Raw genomic sequence first — 21,813 nt, 5'->3', positions numbered from 1 at the left:
GCGCGCGTCAATGCGAATGGCCCGGCACCGCCGCGCCGCGCTGGCCGACCAGGAAATCGAGGTCGCAGCCTTCGTCGGCCTGCAGCACGTGATCGATGTACAGGCGCGCATAGCCGCCCTTGCCGAGCTGCCCGGCGACGCCCGGTGCGGCGGCCGGATCGACGTCCGACAGGCGGCGCTGCAGCTCGTCGTCGCCGATGTCCAGGTGCAGCGTGCCCGCGTCGCAGTCGAGCTCGATCCAGTCGCCGGTGCGCACCGCCGCGAGCGGGCCGCCCGCGGCCGCCTCCGGCGCGACGTGCAGCACGACCGTGCCGTACGCGGTGCCGCTCATCCGCGCGTCGGAAATCCGCACCATGTCCTTCACGCCCTGCCGCAGCAGCTTCGGCGGCAGCCCCATGTTGCCGACCTCGGCCATCCCCGGATAACCGCGCGGCCCGCAGTTCTTCAGCACCAGCACCGAGTTCGCGTCGACGTCGAGCGCTTCGTCGTCGATCGTGGCCTTGTAGTGGTCGAAGTTCTCGAACACCACCGCGCGGCCGCGATGCTTCAGCAGTTCGGGGCTCGCCGCCGACGGCTTGAGCACCGCGCCGCGCGGCGCGAGATTGCCGCGCAGGATGCGGATCCCGCCGTCCGCGAGCAGCGGCCGGTCGAGCGGGCGGATCACCTCGTCGTCGTGGTTCGGCGCGTTGCGCACGTTCTCCCACAGCGACTTGCCGTTCACGGTCAGCGCATCCGGATGCGGCAGCAGCCCGCCTTCGCCGAGCCGGCGCAGCACCGCGGGCAGGCCGCCCGCGTAATAGAACGCCTCCATCAGGAAGCGGCCCGACGGCTGCAGGTCGACGATCGTCGGCGTGTCGCGGCCGATGCGCATCCAGTCCTCGAGCTCGAGCGGCACGCCGATGCGCCCCGCGATCGCCTTCAGGTGGATCACCGCGTTGGTCGAGCCGCCGATCGCCGCGTTCGTGCGGATCGCGTTCTCGAACGCGGCGCACGTGAGCACCTTCGATAGCGTCAAGCCTTCGAGCGCCATCTCGACGATGCGGATGCCCGACATGTGCGCGAGCACGTAGCGGCGCGAGTCGACGGCCGGAATCGCCGCGTTGTGCGGCAGCGTGACGCCGAGCGCCTCGGCGAGGCACGCCATCGTCGACGCGGTGCCCATCGTGTTGCAGGTGCCGGCCGAGCGCGACATGCCCGCTTCCGCGGACAGGAAATGATGCAGGTCGATCTCGCCGGCCTTCAGCGCCTCGTGCAGCTTCCACACCGCGGTGCCGGAGCCGATGTCCTTGCCGTCGAGCTTGCCGTTCAGCATCGGCCCGCCGGACACGACGATCGCCGGCACGTCGCAGCTCGCCGCGCCCATCAGCAGCGCGGGCGTGGTCTTGTCGCAGCCGGCGAGCAGCACGACCGCGTCGATCGGGTTGCCGCGGATCGCCTCCTCGACGTCCATCGACGCGAGATTGCGCGTCAGCATCGCCGACGGCCGCAGGTTCGATTCGCCGTTCGAGAACACCGGGAACTCGACCGGAAAGCCGCCCGCCTCGTGGATGCCGCGCTTCACGTGCTCCGCCAGCTTGCGGAAGTGCGCGTTGCACGGCGTGAGCTCCGACCACGTGTTGCAGATGCCGACGATCGGCCGGCCGTCGAATTCGTGGTCGGGGATGCCCTGGTTCTTCATCCAGCTCCGGTACATGAAGCCGTTCTTGTCCATCGTGCCGAACCATTGGGCGGAGCGCAGCCTGGGTTTTGTCGCCGACATCGCGGGGTCCTGTGAGAGACGAGATATCGGCGCAGTCTAGGAAGAATTTTGATAACTCGCTAATGACGTTTTAGGCGATTACGATATCGATTCCGATATCGATATAAACCCGTACGATGCCCGAAGCCAGCCCGTGGGGAATCCGCACCCGCCTGAAGACGCGACAGCTGCTGCTGGTCGTCGCGCTCGCCGACGAAGGCAGCATCCACCGCGCGGCGGCCGCGCTGAACATGACGCAGCCGGCTGCGTCGAAGCTGCTGCGCGAGCTCGAGGACACGATCGGCGCGGTGCTGTTCGAACGCCTGCCGCGCGGGATGCGGCCGACGCTGTACGGCGACGCGCTGATCCGCCACGCGCGCGCGGCGCTCGGCAGCCTCGACCAGGCGCGCGAGGAACTGGCCGCGCTGAAGGCCGGGCGGCTCGGGCACGTCGCGCTCGGCGCGATCACGTCGCCGGGCCTGCGCGTGGTGCCGCCGGCGGTTGCCGCCGTCAAGGGGACGCATGCGAGCGTCCACATCTCCGTCGAGATCGACACGAGCAACGTGCTGCTCGAACGGCTCGCGCAGGACAAGCTCGACATCGTGCTCGGCCGGCTGTCCGCTGAACACGACAAGCTGCACCTGCGCTACGAGCCGCTGACCGGCGAACCGGTCGCCGCGGTCGTGCGGCCCGGGCATCCGCTGCTCGCGCACGCACCGCTCGCGCTCGCCGACGTGCAGCGCGCCGCGTGGGTCGTGCCGCCGGCCGGCAGCGTGCTGCGCCACCGCTTCGAGCTGATGTTCCAGCGCGCGAGCCTCGCGCCGCCGTCGAACGTCGTCGAAACCGCCGCGCTGCTGTTCATCACGCGCGTGCTGGAGCAGAGCGACATGATCGCGGTGCTCGCGGCCGACGTCGCGCGCTACTACGCAGGGCACGGCATCGTCGCGCTGCTGCCGCTGGAGATGGATTGCCGGATGGACGACTTCGGGCTCATCACGCGCACCGACCGGCTGTATTCGCCGGCGGCGTCGGTGATGGTCGATGCGATCCGGGTGGCGGCGCGGGAGGTTTACGGCGTGGTGCTGTGACGTTTTGGTGGCGTGCGCCGCTGACGCGTGCCTTTGCATTCGCCAACATTTCAATTATTATCGAAATATGGAAACGAATTCTGTCGTCCGCGCCCTCGGCGCCCTGGCCCAGGAATCCCGGCTCGCGGTCTTTCGGCTGCTCGTGGAAGCCGGCCCCGACGGGTTGCCCGCGGGCCAGATCGCCGAACGCCTGGGCATTGCCCCGTCGTCGCTGTCCTTTCACATGAAGGAACTGACCCATGCGAACCTCGTCGCGGTCGAGCAACGCGGGCGCTACATGATCTACTCCGCCAACTACGCGGCCATGAACGACCTGCTCGGCTACCTGACCGAAAACTGCTGCGGCGGCCAACCCTGCATGCCGGCCGATGCGGGCAGTTGCAAGCCCTCGAAGGCACGCGCGTCGTGATGCACCCGCGCGCCCCCATCCCCGTCGCCCCACTGCGAAGCCGTCGCCCATGACCACCCACGTCCTGATCCTCTGCACCCACAACTCGGCGCGCAGCGTGCTCGCGGAAGGCATGCTCAACCACTGGGCCGCGAAGCTCGGCAAGGATGTGCGCGCGTACAGCGCAGGCAGCGCGCCGAGCGGGCGGCTCAATCCGTTCGCGCTGGAGGCGCTGACGCGCGCGGGCATCGACGTCGACGGTTATCGCAGCAAGTGCTGGGATGAGTTCGTCGGCGACGGCGCGCCTGAAATGCGCATCGTCATCACGGTGTGCGACAGCGCGGCGGCGGAAACCTGCCCGTACTGGCCCGGCAGCCCGGTCAAGGTGCACTGGGGCTACGTCGACCCGTCAAACGCGCCGGGTGGCGACGAAGGCAAGCGCGCCGCGTTCGAACTCACCCGCCAGGCGATCGGCTATCGGATGCTGCAACTGCTGGCGCTTCCGCTCGATCGCCTCGACAACGCCGAGCTTCAGAAGGCCCTCACCAACATTTCGGAAAGCTGATCGTCTGCATCGCGTCACGCCGATCCCTCGTCACCGAGCCGCCCCATGAACACCTCGAACGTCGCCCCGCCGGGAAACGCCGTTGCAAAGCCCGCCATCAACTTCTTCGAACGCTACCTGTCCGTCTGGGTGGCGCTGTGCATCGTCGCCGGCATCGCGCTCGGCCAGGCGCTGCCCGGCCTGTTCCAGCAGATCGGCCGGATGGAATACGCGCAGGTCAACCTCCCGGTCGGGCTGCTGATCTGGGTGATGATCATCCCGATGCTCGTGAAGGTCGATTTCGGCGCGTTGCATGAAGTGCGCCAGCACGTCAAAGGGATCGGCGTCACGCTGGTCGTGAACTGGCTCGTCAAGCCGTTCTCGATGGCGTTTCTCGGCTGGCTGTTCATCAAGCAGATCTTCGCGCCGATGCTGCCCGCCGATCAGCTCGACAGCTATATCGCGGGCCTGATCCTGCTGGCCGCCGCGCCGTGCACGGCGATGGTGTTCGTCTGGAGCCGGCTGACGGGCGGCGATCCGCTGTTCACGCTGTCGCAGGTGGCGCTGAACGACAGCATCATGGTGATCGCATTCGCGCCGCTGGTCGGCCTGCTGCTGGGCATCTCCGCGATCACGGTGCCGTGGGCGACGCTGCTCACGTCGGTGCTGCTCTATATCGTCATTCCGGTGATCCTCGCGCAGATCGGGCGCAAGCTGCTGCTCGCGAAAGGACAGGCGGCGTTCGATGCCGCGATGGCGAAGATCGGCCCCTGGTCCATCGCCGCGCTGCTCGCCACGCTCGTGCTGCTGTTCGCGTTCCAGGGCGAAGCGATCCTGAAGCAGCCGCTGGTGATCGCGCTGCTCGCGGTGCCGATCCTGATCCAGGTGTTCTTCAATTCGGCGCTCGCATACTGGCTCAACCGGGCCGTCGGCGAGAAGCACGACATCGCGTGCCCGTCGGCGCTGATCGGCGCATCCAATTTCTTCGAGCTGGCGGTCGCGGCCGCGATCAGCCTGTTCGGCTTCCATTCCGGCGCGGCGCTGGCCACCGTCGTCGGGGTGCTGATCGAGGTGCCGGTGATGCTGCTGGTGGTGCGCATCGTCAACCGGTCCAAGGGCTGGTACGAGCGGGCTTGAGCACACACGAGAACGATCCCATGACCGACCACCTGAACGACCTGCCGCAACTCGACGCCACGCTGTTTCGCGTGCCGGACGCCGGCCAATTGCGGGCGGCGTCGCCGTCCACTCATCCGCCCCGTTTCCTGCTGCTGTACGGGTCGCTGCGCGAGCGGTCGTTCAGCCGCCTGCTGATCGAGGAAGCCGCGCGCCTGCTCACGGCCATGGGCGCCGAGGTACGCGTGTTCAACCCGAGCGGCTTGCCGCTGCCCGACGACGCGCCGGAGCAGCACCCGAAGGTCGTCGAGCTTCGCGAACTCGTCCAATGGTCCGAGGGGATGGTGTGGTGCTCGCCGGAGCGGCACGGCGCGATGACCGGCATCATGAAAGCGCAGATCGACTGGATTCCGCTGTCGGTCGGCGCCGTTCGCCCGACCCAGGGGAAAACGCTCGCCGTGATGCAGGTGAGCGGCGGTTCGCAGTCGTTCAACGCGGTGAACCAGATGCGCGTGCTGGGCCGCTGGATGCGCATGCTGACCATCCCGAACCAGTCGTCGGTGGCGAAGGCCTTCACGGAATTCGACGAGGCCGGCCGGATGAAGCCGTCCGCGTATTTCGATCGCGTGGTGGACGTGATGGAGGAACTGGTCAAGTTCACGCTGCTGACCCGGGACATCGGCCCGTATCTGGTCGACCGGTACAGCGAGCGCAAGGAGAGTGCCGAAGCGCTGTCGAAGCGGGTGAATCAAGCGGCGATCTGACGCCCTGCGAAACGATGCGGGCCGGGCGTGCCGCCCGCGCCTCGAACGGCGCGCGCCATTGCCCGCTCACGTCCACCCTTCGAGCCTGAGCGTCGAGCGCACGAGCCGCTGCTCCTCCTGCTCGATCTCCCGCAGGTAATCGACACACTGGCGGATATGCTCGCTCGCCGCCTTGCGCGCCTGCTCGGGCAGCCGGCCCGTGACCGCGTTGAACAGCCGCGCATGCTGGCGGTCGATCTGCTTCTTCATCGGCTCGCGGTGGTACAGGTTGTTCACCGACGCGAACACCGAGCTGAGCAGCAGGTCGGTCAGCGACTGCAGCGTATTGACGAGCACCGGGTTGTGCGACGCCTCGCAGATCGCCAGATGAAACGCATGATCGAGCTTCGCGCGTGCGGCCGGATCGAGATCCTGCGCATCGGCCGCGACCATCTCGTCGTAGCGCCGCGTGATCAGGATGAAATCGGCCGGCGTGCCGCGCAGCGCCGCGAGCCGCGCCGCCTCGGCCTCGAGCATCCCGCGCACCTCGAACAGGTCGTACAGCGTGCGCGGCTGCGAGCCGAGCAGGTGCATCATCGGCGTGATCTCGCGCTGCGGGGTCAGGCTCGCGACGAACGAGCCCTTGCCGTGCGCCGTGTCGATGATGCCGCGCGCGGCCAACAGCTTCATCCCTTCGCGCACCGCCGTGCGCGACACGCCGAGCTTCTCGGTGAGCCGCCGCTCGGACGGCAGCGCCTGCCCGGCCTTCAGCACGCCATCGACGATCAGCTTCTCGATGCGCTCGGCGACGACGTCCGCCACGCGCCGCGCGCGGCCTTCACGATCCTGCGTTTCCATGCTGGTATGACCACTTTTCGGTGATGCGGTCGATTCTGCCATAAACCCTTGTACTGGTTAGGCTTCAAGGAAACGGCAGGCACCCCTTCACGGCCTTCGTCGAAAAACTGGTATGACCACGCCCAAGGTGTCTGGACACACACGCGCCGACCCACAAGAATCCGTCCTTCCGGCGGACCGTGCACCACGCGTCCGTCAGCATGGCGGAGACACCCGATGAGCTTCATCTACGACGAACGGATCGACGGCGCGCTGCCGACGGTCGACCCCGGCACGCTCGCCGCCGCGTTGCGCGCGGCGGCGCCCGGCCTCGACGTGCTGCATGAACGCGAGGCATTGAAGCCGTTCGAATGCGACGGCCTCGCCGCGTATCGCACGGTGCCGCTGCTGGTCGTGCTACCGGCCACCGTCGACGAGGTGCGCGCGGTGCTGCGCGTCGCGGCCGCGCACGGCGTGCCGGTCGTCGCGCGCGGCGCGGGCACGGGGCTGTCGGGCGGCGCGATGCCGCTCGAGAAAGGCATCCTGCTCGTGATGGCGAAGTTCAACCGGATCCTGTCGATCGATGCCGACGCCGGCATCGCGCGCGTGCAGCCCGGCGTGCGCAATCTCGCGATCTCGCAGGCCGCGGCACCCTACGGCCTCTACTACGCGCCCGATCCGTCGTCGCAGATCGCATGCTCGATCGGCGGCAACGTCGCGGAAAACGCGGGCGGCGTGCACTGCCTGAAATACGGGCTCACGGTGCACAACATCCTGAAGGTCGAGATCCTGACGATCGACGGCGAGCGGCTCACGCTCGGGGCCGACGCGCTCGATGCGCCGGGCTTCGACCTGCTCGCGCTGTTCACGGGCTCCGAGGGCATGCTCGGCATCGTCACCGAAGTGACCGTGAAGCTGCTGCCGAAGCCGCCGAGCGTGACGGTGCTGATGGCGAGCTTCGACGACGTCGGCCGGGCCGGCGGCGCGGTCGCGCGGATCATCGGCGCGGGCGTGATTCCCGGCGGCCTCGAGATGATGGACAACCTCGCGATCCGCGCGGCCGAGGATTTCATCCACGCGGGCTACCCGGTCGACGCGCAGGCGATCCTGCTGTGCGAACTCGACGGCGCGGCGAGCGACGTCGACGAGGATGCCGAACGCGTGGCCGCGCTGCTGCGCGACGCGGGCGCGGCGGAGATCCGCGTCGCGCGCGACGAGGCCGAGCGCCAGCGCTTGTGGGCCGGCCGCAAGAACGCGTTCCCGGCGGTCGGCCGCCTCTCGCCCGACTACTACTGCATGGACGGCACGATCCCGCGCCGCGAGCTGCCGCGCGTGCTCGAAGGAATCGCGGCGCTGTCCGCCGAATACGGGCTGCCGGTGGCGAACGTGTTCCATGCGGGCGACGGCAACATGCATCCGCTGATCCTGTTCGACGCGAACCGGCCCGGTGAGCTCGATCGCGCGGAGGCGCTGGGCGGGCGGATCCTCGAACTGTGCGTCGCGGTGGGCGGCAGCATCACCGGCGAGCACGGCGTCGGCCGCGAGAAGATCAACCAGATGTGCGTGCAGTTCAACGCCGACGAAATCACGTTCTTCCACGCGGTGAAGGCCGCGTTCGATCCGCGCGGGCTGCTGAACCCCGGCAAGAACATCCCGACGCTGCATCGCTGCGCCGAATTCGGCGCGATGCACGTGCACCACGGCCGGTTGCCGTTTCCCGAACTGGAGCGCTTCTGATGCGACGCGAAATCGAATCGATGGACGACAGCGCCGCCCTGCTCGCGCAGGTCGAAGCCGCGCTGCACGACCGGCAGCCGCTGCGGATCCGCGGCGGCGACACGAAGGCGTGCCTCGGCCGCCCGGTTGCCGCGCGCGAGATCGACACGCGCACGCATCGCGGCATCGTCGGCTACGACCCGACCGAGCTGGTGATCACCGCGCGCGCGGGCACGCCGCTCGCCGAGCTCGAAGCCGCGCTCGACGCGGCCGGCCAGATGCTGCCGTGCGAACCGCCCGCGTTCGGCGGCGCGGCGACGGTCGGCGGGATGTTCGCGGCGGCGCTGTCCGGGCCGCGCCGGCCGTGGGCCGGCGCGGTGCGCGACGTCGTGCTCGGCTGCCGCGTGATCACCGGCCACGCGAAGCACCTGCGCTTCGGCGGCGAGGTGATGAAGAACGTCGCGGGCTACGACGTGTCGCGCCTGCTCGCGGGCAGCTTCGGCTGTCTCGGCCTCGTCACCGAGGTGTCGCTGAAGGTGCTGCCGAAGCCGCGCGCGACCCGCCACCTCGCGCTTGCGCTCGACGCCGGCGACGCGCTGCAACGCGTCGCCGCGTGGCGCCGCGCGGGCCTGCCGCTCGCCGGCGCGTGCCATGCCGACGGCGTGCTGCGCGTGCGCATCGAAGGCGGCACGGGCTCCGTGAACGCGGCGCGCGCGACGATCGGCGGCGACGACACCGACGACGCGTTCTGGGCGCGGCTGCGCGCATTCGCGCTGCCGTTCTTCGACGATCCGCGCCCGCTGTGGCGCGTGTCGGTGCCGGCCGCCGCACCGCCCGGCACGCTGCCGGGCGCCGCGCTGCTCGACTGGGGCGGCGCGCAGCGCTGGCTGAAGAGCGACGCCGCTCCCGCCGACGTGCAGCGCATCGCCGCGCAATGGGGCGGGCATGCGGCCTGCTTCACGCCGGGCGTGACGCCGACGCCGTTCCAGCCGCTGCCGCCCGCGCTGCTGCGCGTACACCGCGCGCTGAAGGCCAAGCTCGATCCGCACGCGATCTTCAACCCCGGGCGCCTGTACGCCGATTTCTGACAGACACGCCGATGCAAACCAATCTCAGCGAAGCAAGCCGCGCGCATGCACGGGCCGACGAAGCGGAAGCGATCCTGCGCGCGTGCGTGCACTGCGGCTTCTGCAATGCGACCTGCCCCACCTACCAGGTGCTCGGCAACGAACTCGACGGGCCGCGCGGCCGCATCTACCTGATCAAGCAGTTGCTCGAAGGCGAGCCCTGCGGCACGCGCACGCAGCAGCATCTCGACCGCTGCCTCACCTGCCGCAACTGTGAAACGACCTGCCCGTCGGGCGTGCGCTATCACACGCTGCTCGACATCGGCCGCGCCGAGGCCGAGAAACATGCCCGGCGCCCCGCGCGCGAACGCCTGCTGCGCGCGGGCCTGCGCCACGTCGTGCCGCGCCCGGCCACCTTCGCCGCGCTGCTGAAGGCCGGGCGGGCGCTGCGCCCGCTGCTGCCCGGCACGCTGCGCGGCAAGATTCCGGCCGCGCCGCCGGCCGCCGGCACGCGCCCGCCCGCGCGCCATGCGCGGCGGGTGCTGATGCTCGAAGGCTGCGTGCAGCCCGCGCTGTCGCCGAACACCAACGCGGCGGCCGCGCGCGTGCTCGACCGGCTCGGCATCAGCGTGACGCCCGCGCCGCAGGCCGGCTGCTGCGGCGCGACCGAATACCACCTGAACGCGCAGGACGCGGGCCTTGCCCGCGCGCGGCGCAACATCGACGCGTGGTGGCCCGCGATCGAGGCCGGCGCGGAGGCGATCGTGCTGACCGCGAGCGGCTGCGGCGCGTTCGTGAAGGAGTACGGCGACCTGCTGCGGTCCGACCCTGCCTATGCGGACAAGGCGCAGCGCGTGAGCGCGCTCGCGCGCGACCTCGCCGAGGTGATCGCGGCCGAGCCGCTCGATGCGCTGAATGCACACGATGCGCCCGGCGCGCGCCGCGTCGCGTTCCATTGCCCGTGCACGCTGCAGCACGCGCAGCGCCTCGGCGGCGCGGTCGAGGGCATCCTCGCGCGGCTCGGCTTCGATCTGACGAATGTCGCCGACGCGCACCTGTGCTGCGGCTCGGCCGGCACGTATTCGCTGACGCAGCCCGAGCTCGCGGCCACGCTGCGCGACAACAAGCTCGACGCGCTCGAAGCGGCGCGGCCGGACCTGATTGTCACCGCCAACATCGGCTGCCAGACTCATCTGAACGGCGCGGGCCGCACGCCCGTGCGTCACTGGATCGAGCTGGTCGACACCCCCATGTCAACTGATTGACGGAGCAAGCTGCCATGCAAACCAAATCCGTACTCGAACGCGCCGACGCCGACCGCATGCTGGCCGCCGCCCGCGCCGAAGCCGAACGTCACGGCTGGGCCGTCACGATCGCGATCGTCGACGACGGCGGCCACCCGCTCGCGCTCGTGCGCCTCGACGGCGCCTCGGCCGCGAGCGCGTACATCGCGCAGGAAAAGGCGCGCGCCGCCGCGCTCGGCCGGCGCGAGACCAAAGCGTATGAGGATATGATCAACGGCGGCCGCACCGCCTTCCTGAGCGTGCCGGTGTCGGGGCTGCTCGAAGGCGGCGTGCCGGTGACGGTCGGCGGCCAGATTGCGGGCGCGATCGGCGTGTCTGGCGTAAAGTCCGAGCAGGACGCGCAGATCGCCCGTGCCGGCGTACAAAGCGTCGCGGCCTGATCCGCGCGCGCCACATCTTTCCCCGGGAGGAATCACGATGATCGACCATGACGGACTGCAAGTCGCGCCAGCGCTGAGCCAGTTCATCGAAAACGAAGCGCTGCCGGGCACCGGCATCGACCAGGCAGCATTCTGGCGCGGCTTCTCCGCGCTGGTGCACGAGCTGGCGCCGCGCAACCGCGAACTGCTCGCGGAACGCGACCGCCTGCAGCAGGAACTCGACACGTGGCACCGCGCGCACCCCGGCCCGGTGCGCGACCACGCCGCGTATCGCGCGTTCCTCGAACGGATCGGCTACCTGGTGCCCGCACCGTCGAACGTCGCGGCAGCCACCGCGAACGTCGACAGCGAAATCGCCCAGCAAGCCGGCCCGCAGCTCGTCGTGCCGCTGTCGAATGCGCGCTATGCGCTGAACGCGGCGAACGCGCGCTGGGGCAGCCTGTACGACGCGCTGTACGGCACCGACGCGCTGCCGGAAGACAACGGCGCCGAGCGCACCGCGGCCTACAACCCGACGCGCGGCCAGCACGTGATCGACTACGCGCGCGGCGTGCTCGACAACGCGGCGCCGCTCGCGCGCGGCTCGCACCGCGACGCGCTGCGCTATCGCGTGCAGGACGGCCAGCTCGCCGTCGATACCAACGCGGGCGTCACCACGCTCGCGCAGCCCGCGCAGTTCGCCGGCTACCAGGGCGCGGCCGACGCGCCGTCGGCGATCCTGCTGAAGCACAACGGCCTGCACGTCGAGATCCAGATCGACGCATCGACGCCGATCGGCCGCGCCGATCCCGCGAACGTGAAGGACGTCGTGCTCGAGGCGGCGGTCAGCACGATCATCGACTGCGAGGATTCGGTCGCGGCGGTCGACGCCGACGACAAGGTGCAGCTCTACCGTAACTGGCTCGGCCTGATGCAGGGCACGCTCGCCGAGGAGATGTCGAAAGGCGGCAAGACCTTCACGCGCCGCCTGAACGCCGACCGCGAATACACGACGCCCGCCGGCGGCACGCTGACGCTGCATGGCCGCTCGCTGCTGTTCATCCGCAACGTCGGCCACCTGATGACCAACGGCGCGGTGCTCGACCGCGACGGCAACGAGATCCCGGAAGGCATCCTCGACGGCGTCGTCACGACGCTGTGCGCGCTGCACGACCTGAAAGCGAAGCGCAACTCGCGCACCGGCTCGATCTACATCGTGAAGCCGAAGATGCACGGCCCGGCCGAAGTCGCGTTCGCCGACACGCTGTTCGCGCGCGTCGAGGATCTTTACGGCCTGCCGCGCCACACGCTGAAGATGGGCATCATGGACGAGGAGCGCCGCACCAGCGTGAACCTCGCCGCGTGCATCGCGGCGGCGGCCGCGCGCGTCGCGTTCATCAACACCGGCTTCCTCGACCGCACCGGCGACGAGATGCATTCGTCGATGGAAGCGGGCCCGATGATCCGCAAGGGCGACATGAAATCGTCCGCGTGGATCACCGCGTACGAGCGCAACAACGTGCTCGCCGGCCTCGCCGCGGGGCTGCGCGGCCGCGCGCAGATCGGCAAGGGCATGTGGGCGATGCCGGACCTGATGCACGCGATGCTCGAGCAGAAGATCGGCCATCCGCGCGCGGGCGCGAACACCGCGTGGGTGCCGTCGCCCACCGCGGCGACGCTGCACGCGCTGCACTATCACCTCGTCGACGTGCAGGCCGTCCAGCAGGAACTCGAGAAGATCCCGTACGCGAGCGAGCGCGACGCGCTGCTCGAAGGGCTGCTGACGATCCCGGTCGTCGAGCGCGCCGAATGGAGCGAGGACGAGATCCTGCGCGAGGTCGAGAACAATGCGCAGGGCATCCTCGGCTACGTCGTGCGCTGGGTCGAACAGGGCGTCGGCTGCTCGAAGGTGCCCGACATCAACAACGTCGGCCTGATGGAAGACCGCGCGACGCTGCGCATCTCGAGCCAGCACATCGCGAACTGGCTGCGCCACAGCGTGATCACCGAGGACTTCGTGCTCGGCGTGTTCAAGCGGATGGCCGGCGTCGTCGACGGGCAGAATGCCGGCGACGCGAACTACCGTCCGATGGCGCCCGACTTCGATTCGTCATACGCATTCAAGGCCGCGTGCGCGCTCGCGCTGCAAGGCACCGCGCAGCCGAGCGGCTACACGGAGCCGCTGCTGCACCAGTTCCGGCTCGCGTACAAGCAGCACCAACGCGCCGGCTGACCCCGTCGCACGCGGGCACTGCCCGCGTGCTTCGACCCCGAACGGGCGGCTGCGGCCGCCCGTTTTTTTGCGGCGGCGCGCCAATCCTTCGTGCCGCGCGCCGCGCCGCAAATTGATGTGCATCAACCGTGCTCGACAATGCTGGCGCATGCGGATGCGCACGCTATACTGCGTGCGATGCGCGCCGGATACGGAGAACGAAACGATTCCGGTTCGGAGCGCATCGGACGATCGCGGCGGCCGCCACATTCATCCGTGACGCACGCCGATCACCCGTCAATCGCTTGTGCATGACCGGGAGACACGCATCCGGATGGGCCCGCCCCTCATCCGACCTGAAAGGCCGTACCGGATCGCCGCGAATATCGTCATACGAACAAACGCATCGGCCTGTCGCACGCGGCGCCGATGCCTATCGATCTTCGGACCCATGGCAGACACCGACTACGCAGCGCCCAGCGAGCCCGGCCGCACGAGCCGGATTGCCGCGCACCTGCGCCGGTTGCTGATTCCGCACCTGATCTTCTACTCAGGGCTGCTGATCGCGTTGCTCCTGCTGCTGCTGTGCGGCATCGTGCTCTACCAGGCCCGCGTCGACGCGCGCGACCGTGCGCGCACCACGCTGCAGAACCTGGCACTGATGGCCTCCTGGGACATCGAACGCAACATCGAGATCTATTCACTGTCGCTGCAGGCGGTGGTCGACGGGCAGAACCAGGCCGACATCGTCCGCCTGCCGATGCCGCTGCGCCGCCAGATGCTGTTCGACCGCGCGACCGCGGCCCGCTATCTCGGCGGCATCTATGCGATGGACGCGCAGGGCAACATCGTGGTGGACGGCGCGAGCGACGTGCCGCGCCCCGACAATTTCGGCAACGAGCCCTACTTCACCGTGCATCGCGACCACCCGAACGTCGGCCTGTACATCAGCGACCCGTATCGGTCGCGGCTGCGCAACGGCTCGCCGAGCATCGCGCTCAGCCGCCGCATCTCGCGGCCCGACGGCTCGTTCGGCGGCATCGCGGTGATGTCGATCCGGCTCGAGTATTTCCAGGACCTGTTCTCGCGCCTCGCGCTCGGCGAGCGCGGCTCGATGTCGCTGATCGGCACGAACGGCCTGATGCTGATGCGCAAGCCGTTCGATCCGAAGATCATCGGCCGCGACATCAGCAAGGCCAGCACGTTCAAGCATTTCATGACCGCGCGCGAAGGCAGCTTCGCCGACACCGCGTCGATCGACGGCGTGCGCCGCCTGTACGTGTTCCGGCACCTGAACAACCTGCCGCTCATCATCATGGTCGCCGAGGCCGAATCGGACATCTACGCCGCGTGGTACGACCGTGCGATTCCGGTCGGCTCCGCGATGGCGCTGCTCGCGCTCGGCTTCGTCGGCCTGTCGCTGCTGCTCGACGTGCAGTTGCGCAAGCGCCATCGCGCGGAAACCGAGCTGCAGGCGCTTGCGCGCACCGACGGCCTCACCGGCCTCGACAACCGCCGCATGCTCGACGTCACGCTCGCGCGCGAATGGCGCCGCGCCGCGCGCTCGCAGCATGCGCTGTCGCTGCTGTTCGTCGACATCGACCATTTCAAGCGCTACAACGACACGCAGGGCCACCAGGCGGGCGATGACGCGCTCGCCGCGGTCGGGCGCTGCCTCGCCGGCTGCCTGCGCCGCCCGGGCGACTACGCGGCGCGCTACGGCGGCGAGGAATTCGTCGTGATCCTGCCGGACGTCGATTCGAGCGGCGCGGCGGCGATCGCCGAAACGATCCGCGCGAGCATCCACGACCTCGGCATCCGGCACGACGCGAGCGAATTCGGCCGCCTGACCGCGAGCATCGGCGTGACCACCTGCTTCCCGCAATGGGACGCCGGCGTCCAGGCCGCGCTGAAGCTCGCCGACGACGCGCTGTACCGGGCGAAGGAAAGCGGGCGCAACCAGGTGGTCGTGCAGGAAACGGTGGTGCGCTTCGAGCGGCAGCGGGCGTAGCCGGCGCGCGCGCGCAAAATCGCCGACAATACCGGCTCGCCGCGCCGGCGCGGGCCCGCGCGGCCGGCCCACACCATCATGAGACTCAAGGCAAAGATCTTCCTCCTGGCCATCGTGCCGTTCCTCGTCGCGATCGCCGGCATCGGCTTCGGGGTGCGTCAGCAGGCGACGTCGCTCGCGCGCACGCAGCACGCGACGATCCAGGCCGCCTACCTGTCGAGCAAGGAAGTCGAACTCAAGCATTACGTCGACCTCGCGACGAGCGCGATCATGCCGCTCTACGACGCGAGCGGCCGCAATGCGCGCGACGACGCGCTGCTGCGCACGCAAGCGCTCGCGATGCTGCAGAAAATGGACTTCGGCCGCGACGGCTATTTCTTCGTCTACGACCTGCATGGCAATTCGCTGATGCATCCGCGCGAGCCCGAGCGGGTCGGCCACAACTTCTGGTCGATGCGCGACGCGCAAGGCGGCATGACGATCCAGCAGCTGATCAACGCCGCGTCGCACGGCGGCGGCTACGTGCGCTACACCTGGCAGCGTCCGTCGACCGGGCTGCCCGCGCCGAAGCTCGGCTACGTCGTCGCGCTCGAGCGCTGGGGCTGGATGGTCGGCACCGGCATCTATCTCGACGACGTCGACAACGCGCTGCAGCGGATCGACGCGCGCGCGTCCGCGAACATCGAGCGCACGATGAGCTGGCTCACCGCGATCGCGCTGGCGGGCGCGGCGGCGATCGCCGTCTGCGCGCTGGTGCTGAACGTGAGCGAGTCACGCAGCGCGGACGCGAAGCTCAAGCAGCTCGCGCAGCGCGTCGTCGAATCGCAGGAACAGGAGCGCGCGCGGCTGTCGCGCGAGCTGCACGACGGCATCAGCCAGATGATGGTGTCGGCGAAGCTGATGCTCGAATCGGCGCTCGCGCGCTTCGAGCGCGGCGCGGCGCGCATGCCCGAGGCCGAGCAGGCGCTCGCGTCCGGCGTCGTGCGGCTCGGCGACACGCTGCGCGAAGTGCGGCGCATCTCGCACGCGCTGCGCCCGGCGATGCTCGACGATCTCGGCCTCGCGGCCGCGCTCGAGCAGCTGATCCGCGAGCACGGCGCGGAAAGCGGCATCGACATCGGCTACACGCAGGTCGCGCACAGCGGCGCGCGGCCGCTGCCCGCGGCCGTCAACACCGCGCTGTTCCGGATCGCGCAGGAAGCGCTCAGCAACATCGTGCATCATGCGCATGCGTCGCGCGCGGCCGTCACGCTCGACGTCGGCGCGCAATCCGTCACGCTGACCATCGCCGACAACGGCTGCGGCTTCGACGCTGAACGCTCGCAGGCCGACGCGCGCCGCGGCATCGGCCTGCGCAACATGCGCGAGCGCCTCGACGCGCTCGGCGGCATGCTGACGATCTCGTCGCAGGTCGGCCACACGATCGTGGCCGCGCGCGTGCCGCTGCGCAGCGCCGCCTGACCGCGCGCCCCATCACCGGAGACCTTTCGCCTTGACTGCCCCCGACACCGCCCGGCCCGCCGCCCGACTGCTGCTCGTCGACGATCATCCGCTCGTGCGCGACGGCTTGCGGATGCGGCTCGAAGCGGCCGAACTGTCCGTGGTCGGCGAAGCCGGCAACGCCGACGAGGCGCTCGCGCTCGCCGCATCGCTCGAACCCGATCTCGCGCTGATGGACGTCGGCATGACCGGGATGAACGGCATCGCGCTCGCCGGCGTGTTCCACGAGCGCTTTCCGGGCATCCGCGTGCTGATGCTGTCGATGCACGACAACGTCGAATACGTGACCCAGGCCGTGCGCGCGGGCGCGAGCGGCTATCTGCTGAAGGACTCGCCGGCCAGCGAGATCGTCCGCGCGATCGGCGCGGTGCTGGCCGGCCAGACGTTCTTCAGCGAAGGGCTCGCCGCCCGGATGATCCACGCCAGCGCGACCGCGTCGCCGCTCGATCGGCTGACGCCGCGCGAACGCGACATCCTCGATGCGCTGGCCGAGGGGCTGTCGAGCAAGCAGATCGCGCAGCAGACGGGGCTGTCGGTGCGCACCGTCGAGACCCACCGGCTCAACCTGAAGCGCAAGCTCGACATCGAAGGGCAGGCCGAGCTGATCAAGTTCGCGGTCGAGCATCGGCGGCACTGACGGCGGCGCACCAACGAAAAAGGGCGCCGAGGCGCCCTTCGTGCATCGCGAACCGCCGTTGCGGTCAGTTCGTGCGTGCGTTGTGCTTCTGCAGATAGGCGATCAGCCCGTCGATCCCGCCCGATGCGAGCTGGGTCTTGAACTGCCCCTGGTAAACCTGGATCAGCCACGCGCCCGACATGTCGATGTCGTAGATCTTCCAGTCGTTGCCGACCTTGCCGAGCCGGTAGCCGACCGACTGGCTGTCGCCCGGCGTCGTCACCGTCGACTGCACGAGCGCGTCGGCGCCCGACGCGCCGCCCGCCTTGAACGAGAACTTCGCGTCCTGGCTGCCGAGCTGCGCGAGCGACGCGGCATACGTGCGCGTCATCAGCAGCTTGAACTGCTTGTACAGCTCCTGCTGCTGTTGCGGGCTCGCCTGCTTCCACGCGTCGCCGACCGCGATGCGGGTCGTGCGCTCGAAGTTCGTCGCCGGCAGGAAGCGCGCCTCGACGACCTGCGTGACCTTCGCCATGTCGCCGCCGCGCGCGGCCGGGTCGGCCTTCATCGCGTTGACGGTGCCCTCGACCGCATTGCGGACGATGTCGACCGGCGCGCTCTGCGCGAAAGCGGAAATCGACACGGTGGCTGCGGCGAGAAAAGCAAACAGATGACGTTTCATACGGATATCGCACTCGGTAAGGAAAGACGGACGGCGCGGCGCGCCGCCCGGTCGACGCAAGTATAGCGGGCCTCGTGCCCGCCTGCCGCCCGGTGACCGACTGTTACCTTTGACGCCGATTGTCACAGGCCCGCCCGGCGCGGGCCGCCGATTCCGCCGCTGCGGGCAAATCTCCTTTCGGCCCCAAAACGCCCGGCGTCACGACCGACGCCGCGCCGCGCCGGTATACTTGGCTACTTTGCCTTTTCGAGCCCCACCCCACCGCCTCATGGTGACTTCTCTCATCGTCCGACTCGTCGCTTTGTCGGTGCGACGCCCGGTCTGGGTCGTCGTGCTGTCGCTCGTCATCGCCGCCGTCAGCGGCGTCTACGTGGCGCACCACTTCAAGATCAACACTGACATCAGCAAGCTCGTCGACGCCGATCCCAAATGGGCCGCGCTCGGCAAGGCCGTCGACCACGCATTCCCGCAACGCAACGGCACGATCCTCGCGGTCGTCGAAGCGCCCGCGCCCGAATTCGCGACTGCCGCCGCGCATGCGCTGACGGCGGCGCTGCAGAAGCAGGCCGAGGCCGGCCGCATCGGCCAGGTCGCCGAGCCGGGCGGCGGCCCGTTCTTCGAGCACAACGGGCTGCTGTTCCTGTCGCCGCAGGACGTGGCGAGCACCGCGTCGCAGCTCGCGAGCGCGCGGCCGCTCGTCAACGAGCTGGCGAAGAACCCGAGCCTGACCGGGCTCGCCACCACGCTGTCGACGACGCTCGGCCAGCCGCTGCTGACGGGCCAGGTGAAGCTGCCGGCGATGGCCAAGCTGCTGTCGCGCAGCGCCGCGACGATCGACGACGTGCTGGCCGGCAAGCCCGCCGCGTTCTCGTGGCGCGCGCTCGTCGACAACGACGCCGCGCGGCAGCCCGCGCGCGCGTTCGTCACGGTGCAGCCGGTGGTCGACTACGGCGCGCTGAAGGCCGGCGCGGAAGCGAGCCAGACGATCCGCGACACCGCGCGCGCGCTCGATCTCGACAAGCGTTACGGCGCAGTCGTGCGGCTGACCGGCGAACAGCCGCTCGCCGACGACGAATTCGCGTCGGTGCAGGACGGCGCGGCGCTCAACGGCGCCCTCACGCTGCTCGCCGTGCTCGTCATCCTGTGGCTCGCGCTGCGCTCGAAGCGAATGATCGGCTCGGTGATCGTCACGCTGTTCGTCGGCCTCGCCGTCACCGCCGCGCTCGGCCTGATGATGGTCGGCTCGCTGAACATGATCTCGGTCGCGTTCATGGTGCTGTTCGTCGGCCTCGGCGTCGATTTCTCGATCCAGTACGGCGTGAAGTATCGCGAGGAGCGCTTCCGCGACCCGCGCATCGACCACGCGCTGATCGGCGCCGCGCACTCGATGGGCATGCCGCTCGCGCTCGCGACCACGGCGGTCGCGGCGAGTTTCTTCTCGTTCATCCCCACCGCGTATCGCGGCGTGTCCGAGCTCGGCCTGATCGCGGGCGTCGGCATGTTCGTCGCGCTGCTGACCACCGTCACGACGCTGCCCGCGCTGCTGCGCCTGTTCGCGCCGCCGGGCGAATCGAAGGCGCCGGGCTTTCCGCTCCTCGCGCCGGTCGACGATTTCCTCGACCGGCACCGCAAGCCGATCCTGATCGGCACGCTCGCGGTCGTGATCGGCGCGCTGCCGCTGCTCAAGTTCCTGCATTTCGACTTCAACCCGCTGCACCTGAAGGATCCGCACAGCGAATCGATGGCGACGCTGCTCGCGCTGAAGGATTCGCCGGAGGCGTCGGTCAACGACGTCACGCTGCTCGCGCCGTCGCTCGCGCAGGCCGACGCCGCCGCGAAGCGCCTCGACGCGCTGCCCGAAGTCGGCCGCACGGTGACGCTGTCGACCTTCATCCCGGCCGATCAGCCTGCCAAGCGCGCGTCGATCGCCGCCGCTGCGAGCGAGCTGATGCCGGCGCTGACCCAGCCGGCCGCGCCGGATGCGACCGACGCGCAGCGCGTCGCCGCGCTCAAGCGCGTGTCGGCCCTGCTGGGCTATGCGGCCGAGGATCACCCGGGCCCGGGCGCGGCCGCCGCGCAGCACCTGTCGGCGTCGCTCGCGAAGCTCGCGGCTGCCGATGCCGCGGCGCGCGAGCGCGCCGAGCGCGCGTTCGGCGGCACGCTGCGCGTCGCGCTCGGCCAGCTCGCGGCGCTGCTCCAGCCGCAGGAGATCACGCGCGACACGCTGCCGCCGCCGCTCGTGCGCGACTGGGTCGCGCCGGACGGCCATGCGCTCGTGCAGATCTCGCCGAAGGTGCCGAAGGGCGTCGATCCGGGCGACGACACGATGCTGCGCCGCTTCGTGACGGCCGTGAAGGCCGCCGAGCCGAACGCGACCGGCGGGCCGATCTCGATTTTGCATTCGGCCGATACGATCATCAACGCGTTCCTGCATGCGGCGCTGTGGTCGATCGTGTCGATCACGATCCTGCTGTGGGTCACGCTGCGGCGCTTCGGCGACGTGCTGCGTACGCTGGTGCCGCTGCTCGTCTCCGGCGTCGTGACGCTCGAGCTGTGCGTCGTGCTCGGCATGCCGCTCAACTTCGCGAACATCATCGCGCTGCCGCTGATGCTCGGCGTCGGCGTCGCGTTCAAGGTGTACTTCGTGATGGCATGGCGCGCCGGGCAAACCGGCCTGCTGCACTCGAGCCTCACGCACGCGGTGCTGTTCAGCGCCGCGACGACGGCCACCGCGTTCGGCAGCCTGTGGCTGTCGCATCACCCGGGCACGTCGAGCATGGGCAAGCTGCTCGCGCTCGCGCTGACGTGCACGCTGATCGGTGCCGTGGTGTTCCAGCCGGTACTCATGGGCAAACCGCGCGCCAAGCGCGCGACGAACCAATCGCAAGGAATCAATGAATAAGGTGCGAATCATGGCGGCGACCGTCGCCGCCGGCGCAATGCTGAGCGGCTGCGCAACCGGCCCCAACCGCAATCCGTCCGACCCGCTCGAGCCGATGAACCGCGCGGTGTACAAGTTCAACGACACCGTCGACCAGAACATCGCGGTGCCGATCGCGAAGGGCTACCAGAAGATCACGCCGACGCCGGTGCGCACGGCCGTCAGCAACTTCTTCTCGAACCTCGGCGACCTCGGCAACTTCGCGAACAACCTGCTGCAGCTGCGCATCACCGATGCGACGCAGGACCTGATGCGGGTCGCGATGAACTCGCTGTTCGGCGTGGCCGGCCTGATCGACATCGCGACGCCCGCCGGGCTGCCGAAGCATCACCAGGATTTCGGCCTGACGATGGCGCGCTGGGGCATGCCGTCGGGCCCGTATCTCGTGCTGCCGGTGTTCGGGCCGAGCACGTTCCGCGACGGCGTCGGCCGCGCGGTCGACGTGCGCTTCAACCTGCTCAACTACATCGAGCCGGCCGCGCGCAACCCGATGTACGTGATGCAGTTCGTCAGCGCGCGTTCGGACCTGCTCGGCGCGACCGACCTGCTGAAGCAGGCGGCGCTCGACCCGTACTCGTTCGTGCGGGATGCCTACCTGCAGCAGCGCAAGTCGCTGACCTACAAGAGCGAAGCCGCGCCGAGCGCGCTGCCGAACTACGGCGATCCGGGCGAGTCGGGAGATTCGGGCGGTAGTGCCGCGCCGGGGCTGCCGAATTACGAGGATCCGGGCCAGTCGGGCGGGGCGCCCGCCAATGCGCCGGCGGCGCCGGGGCTGCCGCGGTATGACGATCCGGGCGCGGATGGCGCCGCGACGGGATCAGCCGCGTCAGCGAAACCGGCGAGCGCGCCGTCGGCCGCCCCGGATGCATCCGCACCGGCCGCCACCGGCACGCCGGCCAGCAGCCCGGCGGCGAACTGATCCCTCCGCCGCGCACGCGGCACGCGTCGAAC

At 69.6% G+C, this 21,813-nt stretch carries 18 protein-coding genes; 15 read left to right on the top strand and 3 right to left on the bottom strand.

The window, feature by feature from the left end:
- Positions 1-7: 7 nt before the first annotated feature.
- A complete protein-coding gene (locus ABFO07_RS29245) occupies positions 8-1,759 on the bottom strand; it encodes an IlvD/Edd family dehydratase (protein WP_347469152.1) in 1,752 nt (583 codons plus the stop codon).
- A gap of 116 nt (positions 1,760-1,875) precedes the next feature.
- Here ABFO07_RS29245 and ABFO07_RS29240 point away from each other — a divergent pair, with 116 nt between their 5' ends.
- From ABFO07_RS29240 to arsH, 5 genes are all read left to right on the top strand, one after another.
- Complete coding sequence (locus ABFO07_RS29240; RefSeq protein WP_060351943.1) at positions 1,876-2,826, top strand: LysR substrate-binding domain-containing protein; 951 nt, start codon at positions 1,876-1,878, stop codon at positions 2,824-2,826.
- A 67-nt stretch (positions 2,827-2,893) separates the two neighbouring features.
- Positions 2,894-3,235 (top strand): ArsR/SmtB family transcription factor, encoded by a 342-nt coding sequence (locus tag ABFO07_RS29235; protein WP_059810798.1) that lies wholly within the window; start codon positions 2,894-2,896, stop codon positions 3,233-3,235.
- A gap of 49 nt (positions 3,236-3,284) precedes the next feature.
- Positions 3,285-3,779 (top strand): arsenate reductase ArsC, encoded by a 495-nt coding sequence (locus tag ABFO07_RS29230; protein ID WP_347469149.1) that lies wholly within the window; start codon positions 3,285-3,287, stop codon positions 3,777-3,779.
- Between the two features lie 45 nt (positions 3,780-3,824).
- The gene (arsB, locus tag ABFO07_RS29225; protein WP_347469147.1) at positions 3,825-4,895 is read left to right on the top strand and encodes an ACR3 family arsenite efflux transporter; all 1,071 of its coding nucleotides are present in this window, start codon (positions 3,825-3,827) and stop codon (positions 4,893-4,895) included.
- A gap of 20 nt (positions 4,896-4,915) precedes the next feature.
- Positions 4,916-5,638 (top strand): arsenical resistance protein ArsH, encoded by a 723-nt coding sequence (gene arsH, locus ABFO07_RS29220; RefSeq protein WP_347469146.1) that lies wholly within the window; start codon positions 4,916-4,918, stop codon positions 5,636-5,638.
- A 66-nt stretch (positions 5,639-5,704) separates the two neighbouring features.
- Here arsH and glcC read toward each other — a convergent pair whose 3' ends face one another.
- Positions 5,705-6,475, bottom strand: coding sequence for a transcriptional regulator GlcC (gene glcC / locus ABFO07_RS29215; protein WP_347469143.1), 771 nt, complete (start codon positions 6,473-6,475; stop codon positions 5,705-5,707).
- Between the two features lie 216 nt (positions 6,476-6,691).
- Here glcC and glcD point away from each other — a divergent pair, with 216 nt between their 5' ends.
- From glcD to ABFO07_RS29175, 8 genes are all read left to right on the top strand, one after another.
- Positions 6,692-8,191: a glycolate oxidase subunit GlcD gene (gene glcD / locus ABFO07_RS29210; protein ID WP_059995621.1), complete on the top strand. Its 1,500-nt coding sequence runs from the start codon at positions 6,692-6,694 to the stop codon at positions 8,189-8,191.
- Positions 8,191-9,258, top strand: coding sequence for a glycolate oxidase subunit GlcE (gene glcE / locus ABFO07_RS29205; RefSeq protein WP_060158823.1), 1,068 nt, complete (start codon positions 8,191-8,193; stop codon positions 9,256-9,258). The genes glcD and glcE overlap by 1 nt, the downstream gene beginning before the upstream one ends.
- Before the next feature lie 11 nt (positions 9,259-9,269).
- Positions 9,270-10,502, top strand: coding sequence for a glycolate oxidase subunit GlcF (gene glcF, locus ABFO07_RS29200; RefSeq protein WP_347469142.1), 1,233 nt, complete (start codon positions 9,270-9,272; stop codon positions 10,500-10,502).
- Between the two features lie 14 nt (positions 10,503-10,516).
- Complete coding sequence (locus ABFO07_RS29195; RefSeq protein ID WP_059565016.1) at positions 10,517-10,921, top strand: GlcG/HbpS family heme-binding protein; 405 nt, start codon at positions 10,517-10,519, stop codon at positions 10,919-10,921.
- A gap of 37 nt (positions 10,922-10,958) precedes the next feature.
- Positions 10,959-13,133, top strand: a complete 2,175-nt coding sequence (locus ABFO07_RS29190; RefSeq protein ID WP_347469140.1) for a malate synthase G — start codon at positions 10,959-10,961, stop codon at positions 13,131-13,133.
- Positions 13,134-13,563: 430 nt separating this feature from the next.
- Positions 13,564-15,123 (top strand): sensor domain-containing diguanylate cyclase, encoded by a 1,560-nt coding sequence (locus ABFO07_RS29185; RefSeq protein WP_059565014.1) that lies wholly within the window; start codon positions 13,564-13,566, stop codon positions 15,121-15,123.
- 78 nt (positions 15,124-15,201) lie between these two features.
- Positions 15,202-16,584: a cache domain-containing protein gene (locus tag ABFO07_RS29180; RefSeq protein ID WP_059565013.1), complete on the top strand. Its 1,383-nt coding sequence runs from the start codon at positions 15,202-15,204 to the stop codon at positions 16,582-16,584.
- Positions 16,585-16,615: 31 nt separating this feature from the next.
- A complete protein-coding gene (locus ABFO07_RS29175) occupies positions 16,616-17,260 on the top strand; it encodes a response regulator (RefSeq protein WP_059565012.1) in 645 nt (214 codons plus the stop codon).
- A gap of 64 nt (positions 17,261-17,324) precedes the next feature.
- Here the strand turns inward: ABFO07_RS29175 and ABFO07_RS29170 are convergent, their stop codons facing one another.
- Positions 17,325-17,921, bottom strand: coding sequence for an MlaC/ttg2D family ABC transporter substrate-binding protein (locus tag ABFO07_RS29170; RefSeq protein ID WP_059565011.1), 597 nt, complete (start codon positions 17,919-17,921; stop codon positions 17,325-17,327).
- 268 nt (positions 17,922-18,189) lie between these two features.
- On the opposite strand from ABFO07_RS29170, the gene ABFO07_RS29165 reads away from it, so the two are divergent.
- Positions 18,190-20,823 (top strand): MMPL family transporter, encoded by a 2,634-nt coding sequence (locus tag ABFO07_RS29165; protein ID WP_347469136.1) that lies wholly within the window; start codon positions 18,190-18,192, stop codon positions 20,821-20,823.
- Positions 20,816-21,781 (top strand): MlaA family lipoprotein, encoded by a 966-nt coding sequence (locus tag ABFO07_RS29160; protein ID WP_059565009.1) that lies wholly within the window; start codon positions 20,816-20,818, stop codon positions 21,779-21,781. The genes ABFO07_RS29165 and ABFO07_RS29160 overlap by 8 nt, the downstream gene beginning before the upstream one ends.
- Positions 21,782-21,813: the final 32 nt, after the last annotated feature.

This window comes from Burkholderia stagnalis, from assembly GCF_039848545.1.
GTDB classification, from domain to species: Bacteria; Pseudomonadota; Gammaproteobacteria; order Burkholderiales; family Burkholderiaceae; genus Burkholderia; species Burkholderia stagnalis.
This window is presented reverse-complemented; position numbering and strand designations above follow the sequence as displayed.

Coding starts and splice junctions, on each gene's coding strand:
- glcE (WP_060158823.1), top strand. CDS start 8,191: ATGCGACGCGAAATCGAATCGATGGACGACAGCGCCGCCCTGCTCGCG.
- glcC (WP_347469143.1), bottom strand. CDS start 6,475: ATGGAAACGCAGGATCGTGAAGGCCGCGCGCGGCGCGTGGCGGACGTC.
- ABFO07_RS29230 (WP_347469149.1), top strand. CDS start 3,285: ATGACCACCCACGTCCTGATCCTCTGCACCCACAACTCGGCGCGCAGC.
- ABFO07_RS29185 (WP_059565014.1), top strand. CDS start 13,564: ATGGCAGACACCGACTACGCAGCGCCCAGCGAGCCCGGCCGCACGAGC.
- ABFO07_RS29170 (WP_059565011.1), bottom strand. CDS start 17,921: ATGAAACGTCATCTGTTTGCTTTTCTCGCCGCAGCCACCGTGTCGATT.
- ABFO07_RS29195 (WP_059565016.1), top strand. CDS start 10,517: ATGCAAACCAAATCCGTACTCGAACGCGCCGACGCCGACCGCATGCTG.
- ABFO07_RS29165 (WP_347469136.1), top strand. CDS start 18,190: ATGGTGACTTCTCTCATCGTCCGACTCGTCGCTTTGTCGGTGCGACGC.
- glcF (WP_347469142.1), top strand. CDS start 9,270: ATGCAAACCAATCTCAGCGAAGCAAGCCGCGCGCATGCACGGGCCGAC.
- ABFO07_RS29160 (WP_059565009.1), top strand. CDS start 20,816: ATGAATAAGGTGCGAATCATGGCGGCGACCGTCGCCGCCGGCGCAATG.
- ABFO07_RS29235 (WP_059810798.1), top strand. CDS start 2,894: ATGGAAACGAATTCTGTCGTCCGCGCCCTCGGCGCCCTGGCCCAGGAA.
- ABFO07_RS29180 (WP_059565013.1), top strand. CDS start 15,202: ATGAGACTCAAGGCAAAGATCTTCCTCCTGGCCATCGTGCCGTTCCTC.
- ABFO07_RS29190 (WP_347469140.1), top strand. CDS start 10,959: ATGATCGACCATGACGGACTGCAAGTCGCGCCAGCGCTGAGCCAGTTC.
- arsB (WP_347469147.1), top strand. CDS start 3,825: ATGAACACCTCGAACGTCGCCCCGCCGGGAAACGCCGTTGCAAAGCCC.
- ABFO07_RS29240 (WP_060351943.1), top strand. CDS start 1,876: ATGCCCGAAGCCAGCCCGTGGGGAATCCGCACCCGCCTGAAGACGCGA.
- arsH (WP_347469146.1), top strand. CDS start 4,916: ATGACCGACCACCTGAACGACCTGCCGCAACTCGACGCCACGCTGTTT.
- ABFO07_RS29245 (WP_347469152.1), bottom strand. CDS start 1,759: ATGTCGGCGACAAAACCCAGGCTGCGCTCCGCCCAATGGTTCGGCACG.
- glcD (WP_059995621.1), top strand. CDS start 6,692: ATGAGCTTCATCTACGACGAACGGATCGACGGCGCGCTGCCGACGGTC.